Origin of the sequence: Hugonella massiliensis, assembly GCA_001486445.1 — a bacterium.
GTDB classification, from domain to species: domain Bacteria; phylum Actinomycetota; class Coriobacteriia; order Coriobacteriales; family Eggerthellaceae; genus Hugonella; species Hugonella massiliensis.
The window spans coordinates 1-19,267 of record LN908982.1; the positions used below are offsets into that span (position 1 = coordinate 1).

Consider the following 19,267-nt stretch of genomic DNA (forward strand, 5'->3'; position numbering starts at 1 on the left):
GCGATGGCGAGTGCCAAGACGGCACGCGCCGCTGACGCTTGTTAGTTCTGGCGTGGGAGTACACCTTCACGCCGGTCTCTTATACACAGCTAGTCCATGGCCACGTTGCCGCCGCCGATCACGACGACGCGCTTGCCGGTGAAGTCGGGGTAGTCGCCGTCTCCGATGCGGGTGAGCAGGTCGACGGCGCTCATGACGCCTTCGGCGTCGGCGCCGGGCAGGTCGAGCATCTTGCCTCCCTGGGCGCCGATGGCCACGTAGACCGCATCATGGTCGGCGGAAAGCTCTTCCATCTTCGCGGCGTCGACCGGCGTTTCGGTATGCACGCTGATGTCGCCCGCGCCCAGGATCGCGCGGATGTCCTGGTCGAGCTTCTCGCGCGGGAAACGGTAGGCGGGGATGCCGTAGCGCATCATGCCGCCGAGCCGCTTGCGCGACTCGAAGACGTCGACGTGATGGCCCATGAGGGCCAAGAAGTAGGCGGCGGTGAGGCCCGAGGGGCCGGCGCCCACGACGGCCACGCGCTTGCCGGTAGCGGGCGCCGGCGCGGGCGTGGGCACCGCGCTCGCTTCCACCTGGTCGCAGGCCATCTTCTTCAGACCGCGGATGTTGATCGGCGCGTCGATCAGGGTGCGACGGCACCGCGATTCGCAGGGATGCTCGCACACGTAGCCGCAGGCCGTGGGGAACGGATTGTCCTTGCGCACCATGGCGACGGCGCCGGCGTAGTCGCCCTCTCCCACCATCTGCACGTAAGCGGGCACGTTCACATGCGCAGGACAGTCGGTCTCGCAGGGGACCGACTGCACGACCCCGGCGTCGCATCGGCCTTCGTTCACATGGCGTTTGAACTCGTCTGCGAACGCATCCATGCCTTGCAGGAAAACTTCCGCCGCATGCCAGCCGATCGCGCAATCGGCCGTCTCGCGCACGTTCTGCGCGAGGGCGCGCATTGCAGGAAGGATTTCGGGCGTTGCGTTGAAGGCGACCACCTGCTCGACCATCCGCTCGAGCTGCGGCAGCCCCTCGCGGCAGGGCACGCACTTACCGCAGGTCTGGCAACCGCTCGCCCGGAGCAGGGACAGTTGGAGAACCACCGGGCACATTCCCGGTGGGGTCGCGCGCACGCGCCTTTCGTATTCGTCGACGAACGGAGCAATGGCGCTCCTGTCGTTGGTGCTTACCGATAGCATTATCTCCCTCTCTCTTGCTTCGCTTCTCCCCTATCAGCCGCACTCACCCGAACCGGTACGTGACTCCCATCCCCGGACCGGGATTCTCCCATGTGCGCAAGATGGTTCCCTCACACGCAATACGGCAGGTGCCGCACTCGAGGCATCCAGCATAATCGAAACTGCGCGTACCGTCGGGCTGTTGTTTGTACAGCGCCGCAGGACACAGGCGGACAAGCTTCCCGAACTCCTCATCAGGAAGGCTCCCCAAGTCTTCTGAAGCAAGCTCGATATGCTTATGTTCCTCGTCAACGCAATACTTGTTCACGCTGATTAGATTTTCCACATTCACCGAAATCGGTTTGAGCTCCCGCATCATAAGGCATCGACCGCCCTCTTCAATTCCCGCGCCAATTTTACAATGCCGTACTGTTTCACAATGGGCTTCAGCCTCTTTTTCAGGGGGACCGAAGGGCTTCCGTCCACGGTGAACAGCTTGTTCAGGGCCGCCGTCGCCATCGATGGATATTCGTTGAACATGCCAGACCAGCCGTCCATCACCTGAGGCCATGAACGATAGGCTTTCAGGTCCTTGATGACGAAGCTGGACTCCATCGCTTCTTTGTATGCCGACAGCGCAGAGCAGCTCGCATCGCCGGAGTCGATAGCCTCGCAGGCCGCCTCGGCGGCAAGGCGTCCGCTTGCAATCGCGAAATCCATGCCCCTCACTTGATAGCCGAGGTTCATGCACAGCATGGCGGCATCGCCGGCCACCAAGCAGCCGTCGTAGACGAAGCGCGGGACCATGTCGTATCCCCCTTCGGATACCATATGCCCGGAATGTTCCACAAGCGTCGCCCCGCTGATCATGGGAGCCACCGCCGGATGCTTCTTGAAATCGTCAAGCATCTGGCAAATGGTCGTATCCGCTTCCTGAAGATGACCGATCGTGGCCACAAGCCCCAGGCTGATGCTCTCCTTATTGGTATACATGAACCCGCCGCCCACGTAGCCGTGCGTACAATCGCCCGCAAACAGCATTGCCGCGCCTTCGCCCGGTTGGCAGAGGAACCGGTCCTCGATGACCCCGGCAGGCAGTTCGAAACACTCTTTTATTCCGACCGCCATCTGATGGGGACGGGGACGGGGCGCCCCGAGGCAACGCTCCGTCAAAAGAGAATTCGCGCCCTCGGCCACGATGACGACATGGGCGGTAATCCGATCCTCTCCTACACGGATACCGTATATCGCCCCATCGTCGTTGCGCAAAAGCTCGTCAACCGCCATGCCGCACAGCACCTCGCACCCGGCCTGCTCGGCCAACTGCGACAGCCATTGGTCGAACGGAGCGCGCAGCACGCTATAGCTATCGCACGTCTCCCTGCCCAGCTCCTCGCTCGAAAAGTCAACGGTGCAAGCGGACGCCTTGTCCATAAGCGCAATTCTCTCATGGACGATTTTGCGCTCGAAGGGAATATCGTCCCAATCCACTTCACCGGCACCGTACTCCTCGAGCACGCTTCGCAATGAGTGAGCGTACAAACGCCCGCCGGTCATGTTCTTCGCGCCCGCATACTCTCCGCGTTCGACCACGAGAACGCTTTTTCCTTTTTTTGCGGCAACGAACGCGGCGATGGCGCCTGCGCATCCGCAGCCGACAACGACAACGTCGAAATCACGGTCTTCCACCAACAACCCCCTTACATCCACGCGACTGTACGCGAAACGCTCGCGCCGAATCGCCATGCGACCGAATGGAAAATGAGAACGGGACGGCGAACGAGCAGTTCGGCCGTCCCGTTGCGCGTCTACAGATTCAACGCGGCGATATACCCTTCATGAACCGCGTCCATGATCATGCGGGGCGCTTTCGCGTCTCCTACGAGAATGACCTCCGTATCGCACGCGGACTCGATGTCGTCGCGCAAAGCCTCGTTCGGAACGAACCCGGGAGACAGGACGACCAGATCGGACTCCAGGGTCTCGCGGCCCTTCGGAGCGGCGAACACCGGATTCCCCTCTTCAACGGCTACGAGCGTGGAACGAGTCCGCACGTTCACTCCCGCCGCTTTCAGGCGCACCATGTAGGCGATGCCCATGCAGCCGTCGATGAAGAATCGATCCTGGCGCGTTGTGAGGGTAACGTCCTTATCGAAGTCCTCTGCGAGCATAAGCGCGATTTCGGCGCCCACGATGCCGCCTCCGACGACCGTCACCTTGTGGGCGTCGGTCTTGCATTTGTCCGCAAGAAAGTCCATTGCGTATACGACGTTATCGGAATCCGATCCCGGGAAGTCGAGCACGCGGGGGCGGGCACCGGCTGCGACGATGCAGGCATCGAAGGACCCTGAGGCGATCGTTTCTGCAGTCGCCTCCTGATGCACCACCTCGATGCCGGCCTTCTCCAGCTGCACGCGATAGTATTCGGCCAAGCGCCATACATCGTACTTGTACGTAGGCACCGATGCTTCCTTAAGGGTGCCTCCCACGAATCGCTTGTCGTAGAGCGTCACGTCGTGGCCGCGCTTCTTGAGCGTCAACGCGGCTTCGCAACCGCCGGGGCCCGCACCGATGACCGCCACGCGCTTTGCCTCTTCGGCGGGAGGGAAACGGTCTGAATCGTACTTGAAGAGACGCGGGTTGACGGCGCACTGCACAACGCCTCCGGAGAGCATGCCTCGATCATGGCATCCCACGACGCAACCGATGCAAGGGCGGATGTCTTCCGAACGGCCTTCTTTGGCTTTCTTCGCCCAGAAGGGGTCGGCAAGAGCGGGCTTCCCGATACCTACGTAGTCGCACACGCCGTCTTCAAGGAGTTTCTCGCCGATTTCGGGAGTGTAGATGCCGCCGCAGAGCATGACCGGGATATCGACCGCTTCCTTGATCTTCACCGCCATGTCGACGTGGTTGGCCCCGTGCTCCGACAGGATGCCCGCGGCGTTGATCACCTCGGCATGGCTGCCCCACGTGAGGTTGATGACGTCGACCCCTTCCGCCTCGCAGGCTTTCACGACCTCGACGGTTTCATCGATCGTGATGCCGCCAGGCTCGAAATCGCACCCAGACAGCCTGACCGACAAAGGAAGCGTCGGGCACTTTTTCTTGATGTTACGGATAACTTCCATAAGGAAACGCATGCGATTATGCAGCGAGCCCCCGTACAGGTCGTTGCGCGTGTTATTGAGCGGTGAAAGGAAATTGGACAGGAGCACGCCGCACGCAGCATGGACATCGACGATTTCGAAGCCGGCACGTTGGGCGCGTTTCGCGGCATCACCGAAGTATTCGACAAAAGAATGAATCTCATCGATGGTCAGCGCACGCGGCACCGCCCCGCCCGCTTCGTACCACGGTTCCCACTGGACCTCGGACGCGGAGATGACCTCGTCGCCCGCCACGAATGCGGCATCGCGGCCGGGGTGCACGATTTGCAGACCCGGAACGGCCCCGTGCTGCTTGATTGTCTTCGCGAGAATCGACAGGGGACCAATATACGGGTCGCTTGCGATTGAAAGGCCCACGTGATGGAACTGGGTGACGCCGGCATTGTCCATGAAGACGATACCGGGACCGCCGTCCGCCGCCTCCCCGTAAGCCTTTAGCGAAGCCCAGCTTGGCGATCCGTCAGGATTACCAAGCTCGGTTCCCATCGGCTCCCTTACGATACGATTCTTGATCTCGAGGTCGCAGATCTTCCCACGCTTGAACAGCTCTGGGTAATAGCGATTCTCTCTCATTTCTCTCCCCTTATTCGATCGGCACCGCAACGGCCCTCTCCCGACCGTCGCAGCCCATGAGCACATTACTTGTCGTTGGAAACAGCCTGAGCTGGGTCGAACCCGCTAACAGCAGAAGCGATTTTCTGCGCGAGCCATAAGAACACGGCCACGAGAACCACCGCAGAAACCGCCACGGTCGTCCAATAGTGGACGAAGAACCCAATGACGCCGCCCCATCCCATCGTCGGCAAACAGCCGATAATCGCGTTGCCAAACAAGATCCCGGTGCCGAAGAACAAGCCCAGCACAAGCGCGCTCATAAGATAGAGGGCAGCGCCGCTGTGCGTGCCCATCGCTTGGCAAATGCGAGACGGTACCTGGGCAATCGGCACCAAGTCCCCAAGCATGTACCCGATGCAGAAGCTTGCAAACCATGACTGAATCAGCGCTTCCGGCGTACATGGAACGCCTATGCTCGCAAGCATCACTATCGATATGCAAAGACCCAGAATCCCGTTCATCACAATATTGACGAGACGGCCATACCCCACAGGACCTTTCAACATCTATTCCTCCTCGAAAATGTCGATGGTCTTTCGTTCTCGCGCCCGTATCGCGCATCGTCTCCCAGCGCTGCCATCTGAAGCGAAACGGGCAATGAACGTTCGATGCGGGCAGGATATTGATTTTCTGCCCGCATCGATTTCCTGCGTTATTCGATTTCCCCCTGCATACCGCCGGTAACGGCACCAGCGCATCCGCCGTCAACGGGCAGATTTGCTGCCGTAATCTGTCGTGCCTCGTCGGAGGCCAGGAAGAGGTAGGCGTACGCGATGTCAATTGGATCGATCGCTTGCTGTGTCGTTTGCGCGCCGATCAAGCCATTGGCCATCTCCTTGGGAATGTTGGCCATAGCCTCGGTCCACACCAGACCCGGCGTAATCGAGTTGCAACGAATGCCGAACGGTCCGCCTTCGGCCGCAAGCTGACGAGCAAGAGACAAGCAGGCTCCCTTTGCAGCGGCATGCACGCTCTGAGGGGAGTTGGAACCCTGAAGGGCAACGGTGGACGAAGTGATGATGATCGAAGCGCCGCGTCCCGCTTTCCCCGATTCCTGAAGGTACGGCCAGGCGCGATGGCAGACGTTGTATACCAGGTTGAGCTCGTTTTCGATGCCGTATTCCCAGATGTCCGGCGTCATTTCGCCAAAAGGCGCTATGCCCGGATGGGACGCGTTGTTGATGACGACATCGATGCCGCCCATGAGCTCGGCGCATTCATCGACCCATTTGGCCACGGCGTCGTAATCGGAAAGATCGACATCCGATCCGGCAGCCTTATATCCCTTTGCCTTCAGCTCTTCGGCATGGGCTGCCGCCACTCCGGGCGTGCGCCCGGAACCGCACACGAAAGCACCGTGAGCGCACAGGACCTCCTGGGCGACCTTTCCCACGCCCTTCGTGGTTCCCGTGAGCAGGATGCGCTTGCCTTCAAGGCGCTTCCCAATAGATGCTTCGGGCGCGATGTATTTCCCGAAATCCGGGGCTCCGGCAATTTTCGGCGTATGTGCCATGATGTTTTCCTCTCTCTCTCGATATGCTGGCCAACATCACTGCCAGCGCTTTTCAAATACGCAAGGGACTAAGCCATCTGCGCAATGGCATGACGTGCGGCAATGCGACCCGACGTATGCGCAAAACCGTTCGCCGCACCGGGGATTTCCATGTTGTAGGTGTCGCCGTACAAGCCGGTCGCATCCAAGCCGACCGCATAGAGGCCGTCGATCGGCATGTAATCGGCATCGAGAACCTGCATGTGCTCGTTGACGCGGATGCCGCCCGCCGACCCCATCGTGCCCGTGGCAAGCGGAATGGCGAAAAAGGGCGCCTGGGCGATCGGGCGCAGATACTGGGGCTTCTTCCCATACGCGCGATCGCATTGCTCCCGGCAGGCGTCGTTGTATTCGTCGATAGTGGAGACGAACGATTCGACCGGCACGCCCATCTGGACACCAAGGTCTTCTACGGTGTCGGCCTTCTTCACCAGGCCAGAGTCGATCGCCGCTTCGAGTTCGGTGGTCAGCCTCGCCATGGGCTTGTGATAGACGACGAACTCGCCGATGGCGATTTCCGAACCCTCATGCGTCAAGCGGTCGATGTATGCCTGATCGAGGATCGACCACACGATGCCGCCTGGCTGCTTTCCGAAGTAGATCCCGATGTCCCCGATGTTCTCTGCAACGGATTCCGCAGCGAATCGCTTCCCGTTGCGGTTGATCCACACTCCGGGGTTCACGCCCGCGCCGCCGCATTGCGAGTCCATCGTCATATCGCGCCCGCCCGCGGCAAGCAGGGGACAGGTAGTGATGGTGTTGGGATCGGCGCCTACGGACAAAGCAAGGTCGAGTCCGTCGCCCACGTTTTGCAGGGGGGTGAGCACATTCATATTATGGGCAGACTGGGCGAACCAGCTGTACTGGGCGATACGGTCCGGGCTCGATCCCATGCCCCCCGTGGCCAAGATCACCGCCTTGCCGCCAATGCGCAACGGAGCTCCGTCCGAATCGGCGACCACGCCTACCACCTTGCCGTTTTCGGAGATAAGCTCTTTGACCGGAGTGCTCGTAAAGATGTCGACATCGAGTTTCTCGATCGCGTCGAGCAGGACCTCTTGGCAATGCGCGCCCAGCCCCTCCGGCAAATGGAACGTCCACAGCTCATTAGGATCGTCCTCGGCGGCGATGTCTACGGCTTTGTATTCCACTCCGAGATCGCGATAAATCGAAATCGTCTCAGCTGAGTTCTCCACGAAGGCCTTGACCACCTCGTAGCTCGCCCGCTGATGGCTGTAGCTCATAAATTTCTCAATGCCCTCGGCCTTGGTCGGAAAGTGGTACTTGCTCAATCGGGGAGTTTTTCGCTCCTGCTGCTCTACCGATTCGAACGCAGCGGTTCCTTCGGCGTACACGGAAAGCCCGCCCGTTTCGGGCATCTTCTCCAAAAGCACCACGCTCTTGCCGGCCCGAGCGGCAATCAGCGCAGCGGACTTGCCCGACGCGCCTCCGCCAACTACGATCAAATCGTATTCCACATCGAAATCGGCCATTTTCTCCTCCTTTGTTTCTCTTTTGCGTTCCCTTTTGCCGCCCCATTACACGACGGACGGCAGATCGCAGCGTTATGCGTTTTCGATAGCCTCAACGAGGCTCGGCAGAACCTTCGTCACGTCCCCCACGATTCCGTACGCGCACTCGCGGAAAATCGGCGCGTCGGGGTCGTTGTTGATCGCCACGATGACCTTCGCCCCTCGCACGCCGGCAAGGTGCTGAGGCGCCCCCGACACCCCGCAGGCAACATAGAGGCGAGGGGAGATCTTCTGGGTCGATGTGCCGACGACGCTCGAATGCTCGAACCAGTGGTAGTTGTCGCAAAGAGGCAAGGTGCAGGTCACTGCAGCGTCTAATGCGCTTGCAAGTTCGTCTACCATTGCAAGGTTTTCCTTTGCTCCGATTCCCAGGCCCACGCCAACGACCCGTTCGGCCGTCGCCAGCCCTGTGGCACCTGCGCCAGCGGCTTCGTTCGAAACGACGCCGAACGAGGCGAAGGAATCGAGCGTCCCCTCCTGCACCGCCGTAGGGGCCGCCTCTTCCGCATCGGGGCACCCATCAGCGACAACGCACACCACCGGCCCCGTCGCCTCGAGCACCTGCACGCCGGCGTCCTCGGCGACCATCTGCTCCACCGTCGTCTTCTCACCGTCGAAGGCAATGGACACCACCGAAGTGGCGACGGGGGCGTGCAGTTCCGCCGCAACGAAACCGGCGAGCACGCGCGCCGTGGCGTCGTCGGACAGAACCACGGCAGCCGGTCGCTCCTCCAAGGCGCGATGCGCAAAGTCTTTCGCAAAGCCCTCCGCCGGCGCCGCTTCGGCATCGAAGCGCGTGACCGAAGACACCCCGCATCGCGCGACCTGTTCCGCCCGTGCAGCCGGCCCGAACACGAATGCATCCACTTCCCTGCCAAACGCACGTGCGACGCCCGCAACGCTCGACGCACTCAAATCGTCGGCTACGATCATCCATACGTTGCCCATTTAGAGCACCCCTTCCGACTTGAGCGCAGCCACAAGCTGAGCGGCGGCCGCGGAAGCATCCGCGCCGTCGAACACCTTCGAAGGCCGCGCATCCGGCTCGTGAATGCCGGACACCGACAATTGCGGAGAGCCCTCAGTTGCCGCATGGGTTTTGCCAACCGGCTTCTTACGCGCCTGGAGCACCGTCCTCATACCCGGTTTTTCCGCCTCTTCGCGTCTTGCCGCCACGCCCAACACGATGGGGCCCGACACGCGAACGGACTGCGTTCCGGTCCCATAACGGCGCGTCACGACAAGAGCGTCGTCTTCGGGAACTACCGAATCGACCGCGAGGAGGCAGGGCCAACCAAGATAGGCCGCAAGAAGGCTCGGGGTCATTGGGGACCACGCGGAATCGCCTATCGTTACAAGGCTCACCCCGTCGACTTCGCGCACGGCGTTCGCAAGCGCCGCTGCGGCTTGGGTCGGCTGGGCGAACGCATCGAGCCCTTCGACCGTTATCGTTCGTTCCGCTCCACGGGCCGCTGCGAACGCCGTGTCTCCGCTTGCCATCGTCAAACCGACCACCTCTCCATTGGGGTCGGCGTCCTTGGCAACCTGGACCGCCAGATAATCGTCGTCGCCTATCTCGGGACGATTGGCAAGCCACTTGATCGCGCCGTTTGCGCCTATTCGTTCGTCATGCGGGTTCATAGCCCATTTGAAAATCGCTACAGAAGTCATAGCCGTTCCCTCGTCTCCCATGTGCTAGCGCGGGTCGTAGCCCATATCGCGCGCAACCTCGATTGCGCACCCGTTAGCATCCGGGAACTCGTTGATGGCAATTTCGACCCCATGCGTCTTTTCGGACGCATAGAACAGCATCTCGCGCATCTTGCCGTGGCTGAATTCGAGATCGGGCACAAGACCGAACGTAGCCAGGTGGGCCTTCATCTCATCCAGATCGTCAACGCGCAGCGCGATACCCGTGATGCCCTCGCCCTTTTCTGCGAGCTTTTGCGTCGCCTTCACGCCATCGTCGGGGCGGTTGGGGCTCATCATCTCAAAGCCGCCGCGACGAGGAAGCGCCACATTGACGCCAACGGTATTGTCCTCATACGGCCCGTAGAACGAGATTCCGAACATCTGCTCGAAGTCTTTCTTCGCAGATTCCACGTCGTCGACGATCATCGCAACACGGTTCAGTTCAGCTTTGATCATGGCTTTCCTCTCTCTTTGCTCCTCTGCCGCAGGCGATTTGACCTTGCGGCTCCCTATACGGAAAGAGTACGAGCGCCAAGGAAGGACATGTTGCTTTTATGAATATGTATTGGTTATTTATTGAGCGCCGATCGGTTCGGCAAAGTTATCTGAATGTCCACCGTTTTTTATCCGTTTGATACGGGTCCAACTGAGACGGCGCAACGTCAAAGCGTCCGCAAGCAAGCGCCAACCATCGATATCTACCCCAGCTTGCGCAACGAAAATGAAGGCGGATCCTAAAAGAGAACGGCCGGGTGCCCCCGTTAGTTGCATTTCGCGTACAGAACGGCCGCCTGCGTCCTGTTCTCAACATGCAGCTTGCGCAAAATCGACCCGATGGTCTTCTTCACCGTAGGTTCGCTCAAGTACAGACGCGAGCTGATTTCAGAGTTCGTGCACCCTTCTTCAAGCAAGGCGAGGATGGAGCGTTCACGTTCGTCTAACGAAGCGATATACCGCTCGTTCTTCAGGTAATCCTCCGACAAGCCGCCATCCCCAAGCAGCGCACCCTGCAATTGGGTGCCAAGAGAGCCGGAGAATGCGATGTCACCGCACGCCAGCGCCCAAACGAGCGAGCGCAAGCGATTGCCGGAAATCTCCTCTCGGGACCCGAACCCCCGCGCACCGGCACGCAACCCGTCAAGCACAAGGCCGCTCTCCCCCATGCTCGCAAGAATCATCACGCGCGTTTGGGGATACGCGCTGCAGATGCGCGCAACGGCATCTGCGCAGGGAACCCCCTTGATAGAAGCCCCCATAAGAACAACGGGAGGCTGCACGCGGCGTACGAGGGCGAACGCGTCTTCGTACGTAAAGGCGACCCCAACTAACTCGAATTCCTCCCAGGTGGCGAGGAGAGACGAGAGCCCGTCTACCAGCAGCTTGTCTTCGTCGGCGATGACGACCTTCAAAGGATCGGCACGCAACGAACGATGGATTCCGCGAAGTTTGGGGGAATTCGGGTCGAGAAGCCCTTTATCGGATTCGCCGTCATTGAAAAAATCCATCGGCAAGGGAATCACCTTCGATAATAGACCGCTGAACGCAATCCCCATTTTAACGAAAACGACCGAATGCCTACAAGCAATGCGCACCGGCGAAGGGCGCATCCCGCCTGCGCGCGCAAACGCCCCGCACGGCAGATGCCGCACGGGGCGCAAGCGGGACGCGGGCGGAGGGGGAAGCCCGCGCCTATGTGAAGCTCGCCGTTCTACTGCAGAGAATCGGCGATCCTTTCACCGACGTTGCGGCCGAAGGTGGTGATGTCGCACACCGCGTTGCCGCCGATACGGTTGTTGCCATGGATGCCGCCGGTCACTTCGCCTGCAGCATAGAGGCCGGGGATGACGTTGCCGTCGGAATCGAGCGCTTCGTTGTTCACGTTGATGCGCACGCCGCCCATCTCATGATGGATACCCGGGTTCACGCGAATCGCGTAGAAATTCCCGTCCTTGAAGGCGATCATGCCCTTGGTGCGACCAAAGGGGTCGGCCGCGCCGGACGTCGTAACGGCGTTGTAGGTATCGACGGTCGCGCGAAGCGTAGCGGCATCGACGCCGATCTTGCCGGCCAGGTCATCGAGGCTCGTCGCGTCCTTCACGAGGCCCTTCTTTTCGTAGGTCGTGCGAATGGCCTTGTTGGCGTCGTAGACCTGCTGGTCGAAGACCTCCCACACGATCACGTCGGGCTGGGCGAGTTCTGCCGCCGACACCTTGTCGCGGGTGCTCATCTCGTCGTAGAAGCGTTCGCCGTTCTTGTTGACCAGGATGGCGCCCGTGCCGCGCACGGTTTCGCCGATCAGCGGGGCCGGCATGCCGTCGGTGACGTTTTCCACGTATCCTACGGTCGGATGAATCTGGATCTGGTCCATCTGCAGCAGCTCGGCGCCCACGGCTTCCGCCATGAGATAGCCGTCGCCCGTGGCGCCCGGCTGGTTGGTGCTCGTGAACGAGGCCAAGTCGGGGCGGTACTTGGTGATGAGCTCCTTGTTCGAGCCCAGGCCGCCGGAAGCGAGCACGACCGCCTTGGCATGATAGTTGTAGGAATCGCCCAGGTAGTCTTCGGCGCGCACGCCGGTCACCGTGCCGTTGCCGTCGGTGAGGATCTCCTTGACGTCCATGCGCATCTTGATGGGGATGTTGCGCTCCTTGACCTGCTTGTAGAGACCGGGCACGAGCGTGGCGCCCACGGCCGACCCGTCGGTGGGACGGTGGCAGCGCTTGACCGACATGCCGCCGGTGGTGGTGAGGTTGTTGAGCGTGATGCCCAGGCTGTCGAGCCAATCGATCGTGCCGGCCGAATGGTCGCACATGTAATGCACCAGTTCGGGGTTGCCGGTGTTGTGGCCGCCTACAAGCGTTTCCTGGGCGAAGAGGTCGTTGCTGTCCTGGATGCCCTGCTCTTCCTGAAACTTGGTCTGAGAAGCGTTCATGCCCGACGAGCTGAAGTTGGTGTTGCCGCCGACGACCTTCATCTTTTCAAGAATGACGATGTTGGTGAGGCCCTTGTCGTAGGCAGCGATAGCCGCCGACATGCCCGCACCGCCGCAGCCGACAATGACCGCGTCGTAGGTGAGGTCGGTCGACTTCTTGGGTCGCTCGGAAAGCGAGCTACAGCCGGAAAGGCCGAAGGCGCCGAGCAGCGCCATGGCGCCGGCCCCCGCGACGAACGAACGACGTGAAACGGAATGTGCCTGGTTCATGAAAATCCCCCTCGTGAGTGCCGCTCTCTGCGGCGGTGTTCTTTTCGCCCTCTGCGGGCGGGCGCCCTATCTGCAGCCGGCGCCCCGATACGCCCTCAAGGCGTTTCGATGGCATGCAGTATAGGAAGGATGCACACCGTTTCTCTACACCCGCTATGGGGGTATTTCGTTTGCATTTCACCAGGTCAAAGCGCGGGTGTATACTATGCACCCGTAAGAAACGGCCAAAAAACGGGCGCCGCGCCAATCAATTCGCCCCGGATCTGCACCAGGTGATGCACGTGAAAAAGATGGTCCTCTACGGCACGGGCGCCACCGTCGCGCTCGCATGCGCCTTCGCAGGCATTTGGATCACCGACGCCGCCCTGGTGCGCGCCTTCGCCCTCCCCCGCGCCTACTTCACCCTGCGCCTCTTCATCGTGGCCGACTACGCCCTCTTCTTCGTCTTGGTCTTGGCCGTGGCGCGCCATGTGCTCGCCTGCGGCCGGCCGAAGACCGACCCGGCCGTGCAGCGGCGGCGCCGGCGCTTTCTCATCGCCAGTTCGCTTATCGCCCTTGCGGTTTCCGGGATCGCGATTTCCCTCTGGTGGGCCGCCGGCCCCGCAATCGCGTCGTTCGGACCAGTGGCAACGGGCGCCCTTATCCTCTGCATGAAAATCCACAGCATTCCGGTGACCGTGGTCGTCGCCTGCCTGTTCGCCCGCATCGACGGCGACCTTACCACCGGCCTTTCGGCCGTGGGCACCTTCGGCGCCTTCGCGGTGGAATGGGCGTTCGGAAGCGCCCATGCAATCGTAGGATCTGCACCCTCGCTGTGGACCGGCTACCTGCTCGTCGCCGCCGCGCTCGTCTGCGCGGGTTTTGCCACACGCCGCCTCGACCGGACGAAGGCCTGGTACGACGTGGGCGGATCGAAATCGGTGCGCGCATCCTTTTCCCCTGCCTTTGTGGGGTCTGTAATGGTTTCGGGCATCATGCTGGGCTATCTGCACGGAACAAGCGACGTCATCCATTCAAGCGCGGGTACCCCGCTCGCTCTCGTTGTGCTGGCGGCCCTTTCGATCGTCATCTGGCGGCAGCGTTCGTGGAACGAACGCGAGCTCTTCCTTACCGCCGTCTTGCTTACCTCTGCCGGCGTATTGCTCGAACCACTTCTGGGAAGCTTGCCCGGCGCCCCCGGCATGGCGCTCGCCACCGCAGGTTCGGCCTTCTTCGAGCTGGGCATGTGGGTGCTCCTCTTGCGCTGCACGCGGATGTGCATCTCGAGTATGACGGGCGCCGCGGGATCGCGCCTGCTCATCGTGGTGGGCCACACCGTGGGCGCCGCCGTGGCCGCCGCAGCCATCGCCCTTCAATCCGCAGGCGTCACGGTACAGTCCGTCTCGCAGGCCATCGTGCTCCTCTACCTACTGGGGCTTATCGTGTTCGCGCGCAACCCCGACAACCCGCTCTCGTTGGCTTACGGCGGGGCGGTGGAAGCCGAAGACCGCAAGAGCGCCAGAGGCAAGACGTCGTCTGCGCCCGAAGCGTTCCCGACAGCGGACGAAACGGCGGCGGCCGCGCATTCGGCGCCTCCCGCAGAAGAAGCCGCCGACTCCCCTCACGTCTACGACGACGAGCTCCTCTGGGACGCGCCCTGCCGCTCCGTAGCAAAAGAATACGGGCTCACCCCGCGCGAAACCGACGTTCTCGCCCAGATCGCACGCGGACGCATGCTCGGCGAAATCGCCGATGCCTTCGTGCTGTCGAAGAATACGGTCAAGATGCATACCAAGCACATCTACCAGAAGCTCGACGTGCACAGCAAGCAAGAGGCGATCGACATCGTCAACGAGGAACGCCTTCGCATGCGATAGGTCCGACTGCGACGGAGTATGAAAAGAGCCCCGCGCCGAAAGGGGCACAGGGCTCTCGCATGGGGCCGCTTCAGCGAAGGCGGCTACTTTTCCTCGGCGGCCTTCGCAGACGCATCGGTATCGGCGTCTGCCGAGGCCTTATCCTTCTTTTTGCCGAAACCGAAACGGGCGGCGCGAGCCTCCTTCTTGGCCTCCTTCTCCTTGGCGGCCTGGATACCGGCCTCGCGGGCAGCGGCCTCGTCCTTCTTCGCCTGGGCCAGAGCGGCCTTGCGCTTGCGCGTAGCCTCCTTCGAGCGGCTGTTGCCCATCATGTCGGCGTAGCGGCGGCGAATCTTGCGCACCTTGGCCGTGTCGATGTAGATGGCGAAAATCAAGAAGGCGTAGCCGATGCCCAGCATCACGTAGGTAATCGTCGCGTCCATGCCCGGCAGCATCTGCGCCGCGAAGGAAAAGGTCGTGAAGACGAGCGCGATCGCGATCGAGATCCACCACCAACGGCGCCACTTCTTGTATTCGGGCGTGCCGGGATCGTAGTACTTGCGACGCAAATCGCGCTCGCGCTCTTTGTCGCGCTGCTTCTGAGTCCTGCCCGCGCCCGACGACGCGCCGAACAGCCCCTTCTTCTTGGGCGCCTTGGGGTCGACGACGTGCACGCTGGCTGCGGCCTTGGTGGCCGGCTTGGCCGAAGCGGCGCTCTTGCGCGTTTTGCCGGGACGGTTTTCACCGTTGTAGCGATCGTTCATGGGATTGCGCTGAGTCATGCCCAGGTGCTCCTTCTCATTGCTGCGTAAAAAGGCCGGCGCGCGCACGAAGCGCAGCGCCGGCCAAACGTTCGTGGAACATACGAACGACCAGTATACCTACTTCTCGAACTTTTTGCCCGTAATGAGCTCGTAGGCCTGAATGTACTTCTCGCTCGTCTTCTCGATGATGTCGGCAGGCAGGTGCGGCGGCTCGCCCGTGCGGTCCCAGTTGGCGTTGAGCCAGTTGCGCACGAACTGCTTGTCGAAGCTGGGCTGCACCTCGCCTTCCTTGTAGGTGTCGGCCGGCCAGAAACGGCTGCTGTCGGGCGTGAGCACCTCGTCGGCCAGCACAACCTTGCCGTCAATCGTGCCGAACTCGAACTTGGTGTCGGCGATGATGATCCCGTTCGCACGCGCGTGATCGGCGGCGGTGGTGTAGATCTTGATCGTGAGGTCGCGCAAGGTAGCGGCAGCCTCGTCACCGACGAGCTCGGCGCAGCGGTCGAAGCTGATGTTCTCGTCGTGACCGCCGATTTCTGCCTTGGTCGACGGAGTGAAAAGAACCTCGGGAAGCTTGGAGGCTTCGGTGAGGCCGGCGGGCAGCTTGATGCCGCACACGGTGCCGTCCTGTTGGTAGGACTTCAAGCCGCTGCCGGTAAGGTAGCCGCGCACGATGCATTCCACGGGGAACATCTGGGCCTTCTTCACGAGCATGAAGCGACCGTCGAGGTAGTCGGCGTAGGGCTTGAAGGCTTCGGGCAGGTCGGCCACCTCGGTCGAGATGATGTGGTTGTCGACCACGTCGGAAAGCAGGTCGAACCAGAAGATCGAGAGCTGCGTGAGCACCTTGCCCTTGTAGGGAATCTCGTCGGGCAGAATGTAGTCGAACGCGGAAATGCGGTCGGTCGCCACCATGAGCAGCTTGTCGCCCAAATCGTAGATGTCGCGCACCTTGCCCTGCGAATCGGGACGCAGATCTATCTGTGCCATGTTACTCACCTTCCTGCCGGTCATCCGGCACGTCTGCCTCGCGCTTCTTGCCGCGCAAGCGCTTTCGCCACAAGGACGCATGGTCCTTCTCGCCTTCTTTGCCGCGGGAAGGGGCCGCCCCGTCTCCGCTACTGGCATCTTGCCCCTTCAGCGCACGTTTCTCGCGAGCTTTCTGCTCCTTCACGCGCTCTTCATTGAAAAGGGGGATGTAGATGGTAAAGGTGGCGCCCTTTCCCTTCTCGCCTTCCACGCGGACCCAGCCGTCGTGCTGGTCGACGATCTCCTTCACCATGGACAGGCCGATGCCCAGCCCGCCCTTTTCGCGGGTACGGGCGCTGTCGGCGCGCCAGAAGCGACCGAAAACGTTTTTCGCCTCTTCGGGCGACAGGCCGATGCCCGTATCGGCCACCGAAATCTGGGCCATCTCGCTGCCGGCCTTCACGCGCACGGTAACCGAGCCTTCGGCGGTGTAGCGCACCGCGTTCGAAACGAGGTTGGCCACGGCCTGCGAGATCATATCGGGGTCGCCCCAGACGTAGACGTCGGGTTCGGCGTCATAGACGAGCGTGAGGCCCGCATCGCGCACGAAGGCCTCGTGCGTGGCCACGATGCTCGAGATCAAATCGCCCACGTTGACCAGCTGGGGCTTCAGGCGGGTGCTGCCGTTTTCCAAACGCGAGAGCTTCAGGATCGCGTCGACCAGGCGCGAGAGGCGCTGCACTTCCGCATCGACCGTCTCGAGCCGCTCGGGCGTGAGCTCGTAGACCCCGTCGACCATGGCCTCGACAGTCGACTGAATGGCCATGAGAGGCGTGCGCAGCTCGTGCGCGACGTCGGTGGTGAGCCGGCGTTCGAGGTTGCGGTCCTTTTCGACCGATTCGGCCATGGCGTCGAAGGTTTCGCCCAGCTGGGAGATCTCGTCGTCGCCCGAAAGCTGGGTGCGGGCGGACAGGTCGCCGCGCCCTATTTTGCGCGCGGCCCGCGAAATGCGGTTGATCGGGTCGACCAGGGTGCGGGCGAACCAGAAGCCCAAAAGAAAGGCGAGGACGACGGCCAGCACCGACGCCAGCATCATCGCCTTGTAGCTCTGGCTGCGGAACTCCTGGTCGGCCTGGGTGAGCAGGGTGTTCGACCCGTAGACCCACACGCGTACGGTGCCCACGTTCTCGCCGTTGGAATAGATGGTGGCCTGCGCCATCGAGTCGCGGTTGGTGGGCGCAAGCGAAATCTGGGAGTTGCTGTCGGTCGTGCGCGAGTCGTCGTAGATCACGTTGCCGTTGGCGTCGACCACCTGCACGCCCACCCCACCAGACAGGTCGCCCGCCGATTCGGCCGGCGACAGAGCGCCGCCGTACCAGCTATGGGAGGTGGCGTACTTCTGCCCGATGGACGTGGCCGTGGTTTCGGCCAGGCGCTGGATGTTTTCGCGCGTGTAGGTTTGGAAATGCTGCTCCCACACGAACGACAGGACGCCGAAGGAAACGACGGCCGTCATCGCCGCCACAAGGGCGAACGAAAGCGCCACCCGGGTCGTGTAGCTCATGTGGCGCCAAGGCGACCGACGGCGCTTGGCCTTCTTTTTCGAATCGTGCACGCGGCACTCCCCCTCTACGTAAAAGCGGGCGCAGCACCCAAGGCTGCGCCCGCATCGAAAACGCGTGTGCCCGCACAGCGCGCAAGCGCGCCGGGCCTAGTTCTGCTTCGTGGGATCCTCGAAGCGATAGCCCACGCCGTGCACGGTGTGCAGCCACTTGGGGTTGCGCGGGTTGTCGCCGATCTTGGCGCGCAGGTTCTTCACATGGCTGTCGATCGTGCGCTCGTAGCCTTCGAAGTCGTAGCCGAGCACCTTTTCGACCAGCTCCATACGCGAATACACGCGGCCCGGATAACGCGACAGGGTGGTGAGCAGCTTGAACTCGCTCGCCGTGAGGTCGACCTCCTTGCCGCTCACGAGCACCTTATGGCCCGACACATCGATCGTGAGGTCGCCGAACTCGAGCACCTCGCGCTGGGGTTCGACGTCGGAATGCACGCGGCGCAGCAGGGCGCGGACGCGGGCAACGAGCTCGCGCGGGCTGAAGGGCTTGACCAGGTAGTCGTCGGCGCCCAGTTCGAGACCGATGATGCGGTCTTCGACCTCGCCCTTGGCCGTGAGCATGATGATGGGCACGTCGGAGTTGTCGCGGATGGCGCGGCAGACCCGCTCACCCGGCACACGGGGAAGCATAAGGTCGAGAATGACCAGGTCGAAATGGTGTTTGCTGAACTCTTCGAGGGCTTCCTGACCGTCCCCCACAGCGGTGACCCAGTAGTTCTCACGTTCGAGATAAGCTGCCACTGCATCGCGAATCGCCTTTTCGTCTTCAACGAGCAGGATTCGACGTGTTTCGTTGCTCATGTGATGCGCTCTCCTTCGTACGTGCCGCACGCGGCAAAGCCGCCTGCAACCAGGTGGTTTCATTCTAGCGCGAAACGGTACCGCGCGCTTGTGTTGCTCTTTGCCGTTATTGTATCAATTAGCCTGAAAGGCGCCTGAAATCGAACCCGAATGAAACAATACTGTTTCTATGCGGTGCGACCTGCCGCCAGGCGGGGCGCATCCCACCCGTCCTCTGCACGCACGCGCGCAGCACAAGGAGACCCGCCTATGCCCAGCCGTAACAACCAACGCCCGCACGCTTCGCAACCGGCGCGCAATAGCGCCCGTCCGCAGGCAACGCGCGCCCACCGCTCGGCGCGCCCCTCGGCC

Annotated in this window: 16 protein-coding genes and 1 pseudogene; 1 reads left to right on the top strand and 16 read right to left on the bottom strand. The window is 61.7% G+C overall.

Annotated features, from left to right (window positions below):
* Positions 1-92: 92 nt before the first annotated feature.
* From BN3270_RS00185 to BN3270_RS00240, 12 genes and pseudogenes are all read right to left on the bottom strand, one after another.
* Positions 93-1,193: pseudogene (locus BN3270_RS00185) on the bottom strand (NADH-ubiquinone oxidoreductase-F iron-sulfur binding region domain-containing protein); the annotation flags it as partial.
* Between the two features lie 43 nt (positions 1,194-1,236).
* Positions 1,237-1,548 (bottom strand): ferredoxin family protein, encoded by a 312-nt coding sequence (locus BN3270_RS09545; RefSeq protein ID WP_058985165.1) that lies wholly within the window; start codon positions 1,546-1,548, stop codon positions 1,237-1,239.
* Positions 1,548-2,861: an FAD-dependent oxidoreductase gene (locus BN3270_RS00195; RefSeq protein ID WP_058985108.1), complete on the bottom strand. Its 1,314-nt coding sequence runs from the start codon at positions 2,859-2,861 to the stop codon at positions 1,548-1,550. The genes BN3270_RS09545 and BN3270_RS00195 overlap by 1 nt, the downstream gene beginning before the upstream one ends.
* Positions 2,862-2,980: 119 nt before the next feature.
* Entirely contained in the window at positions 2,981-4,978 is a 1,998-nt protein-coding gene (locus BN3270_RS00200) for an oxidoreductase (protein ID WP_082673214.1), read from the bottom strand.
* Positions 4,978-5,460, bottom strand: coding sequence for a hypothetical protein (locus BN3270_RS00205; RefSeq protein WP_058985110.1), 483 nt, complete (start codon positions 5,458-5,460; stop codon positions 4,978-4,980). Before BN3270_RS00205 ends, BN3270_RS00200 begins: the two co-directional genes overlap by 1 nt.
* Positions 5,461-5,606: 146 nt before the next feature.
* Positions 5,607-6,467: a dihydrodaidzein reductase gene (ddr, locus tag BN3270_RS00210; protein WP_082673215.1), complete on the bottom strand. Its 861-nt coding sequence runs from the start codon at positions 6,465-6,467 to the stop codon at positions 5,607-5,609.
* 68 nt (positions 6,468-6,535) lie between these two features.
* Positions 6,536-7,999 carry a tetrahydrodaidzein reductase gene (tdr, locus tag BN3270_RS00215; RefSeq protein WP_058985111.1) on the bottom strand — a complete coding sequence of 488 codons (1,464 nt, stop codon included), beginning with the start codon at positions 7,997-7,999 and terminating at the stop codon, positions 6,536-6,538.
* A gap of 72 nt (positions 8,000-8,071) precedes the next feature.
* A complete protein-coding gene (locus BN3270_RS00220) occupies positions 8,072-8,986 on the bottom strand; it encodes an electron transfer flavoprotein subunit alpha/FixB family protein (RefSeq protein WP_058985112.1) in 915 nt (304 codons plus the stop codon).
* A complete protein-coding gene (locus BN3270_RS00225) occupies positions 8,987-9,709 on the bottom strand; it encodes a hypothetical protein (protein ID WP_058985113.1) in 723 nt (240 codons plus the stop codon).
* Between the two features lie 24 nt (positions 9,710-9,733).
* Positions 9,734-10,186: a VOC family protein gene (locus BN3270_RS00230; RefSeq protein ID WP_271711849.1), complete on the bottom strand. Its 453-nt coding sequence runs from the start codon at positions 10,184-10,186 to the stop codon at positions 9,734-9,736.
* 305 nt (positions 10,187-10,491) lie between these two features.
* A complete protein-coding gene (locus BN3270_RS00235) occupies positions 10,492-11,235 on the bottom strand; it encodes a response regulator transcription factor (protein WP_058985114.1) in 744 nt (247 codons plus the stop codon).
* Between the two features lie 203 nt (positions 11,236-11,438).
* Positions 11,439-12,929 (bottom strand): flavocytochrome c, encoded by a 1,491-nt coding sequence (locus tag BN3270_RS00240; protein WP_058985115.1) that lies wholly within the window; start codon positions 12,927-12,929, stop codon positions 11,439-11,441.
* Between the two features lie 290 nt (positions 12,930-13,219).
* Between BN3270_RS00240 and BN3270_RS00245 the strand changes: the two genes are divergently transcribed.
* Positions 13,220-14,785, top strand: a complete 1,566-nt coding sequence (locus BN3270_RS00245; protein ID WP_271711854.1) for a response regulator transcription factor — start codon at positions 13,220-13,222, stop codon at positions 14,783-14,785.
* An 83-nt stretch (positions 14,786-14,868) separates the two neighbouring features.
* Here the strand turns inward: BN3270_RS00245 and BN3270_RS00250 are convergent, their stop codons facing one another.
* The 4 genes from BN3270_RS00250 to BN3270_RS00265 form a co-directional block, all read right to left on the bottom strand.
* Complete coding sequence (locus tag BN3270_RS00250) at positions 14,869-15,546, bottom strand: MFS transporter (protein ID WP_058985117.1); 678 nt, start codon at positions 15,544-15,546, stop codon at positions 14,869-14,871.
* 99 nt (positions 15,547-15,645) lie between these two features.
* Positions 15,646-16,518, bottom strand: coding sequence for a phosphoribosylaminoimidazolesuccinocarboxamide synthase (locus BN3270_RS00255; RefSeq protein WP_058985118.1), 873 nt, complete (start codon positions 16,516-16,518; stop codon positions 15,646-15,648).
* A gap of 1 nt (position 16,519) precedes the next feature.
* Positions 16,520-18,112 (bottom strand): sensor histidine kinase, encoded by a 1,593-nt coding sequence (locus tag BN3270_RS00260; RefSeq protein WP_334258419.1) that lies wholly within the window; start codon positions 18,110-18,112, stop codon positions 16,520-16,522.
* Positions 18,113-18,208: 96 nt separating this feature from the next.
* Positions 18,209-18,916, bottom strand: a complete 708-nt coding sequence (locus BN3270_RS00265) for a response regulator transcription factor (protein ID WP_058985119.1) — start codon at positions 18,914-18,916, stop codon at positions 18,209-18,211.
* Positions 18,917-19,267: the final 351 nt, after the last annotated feature.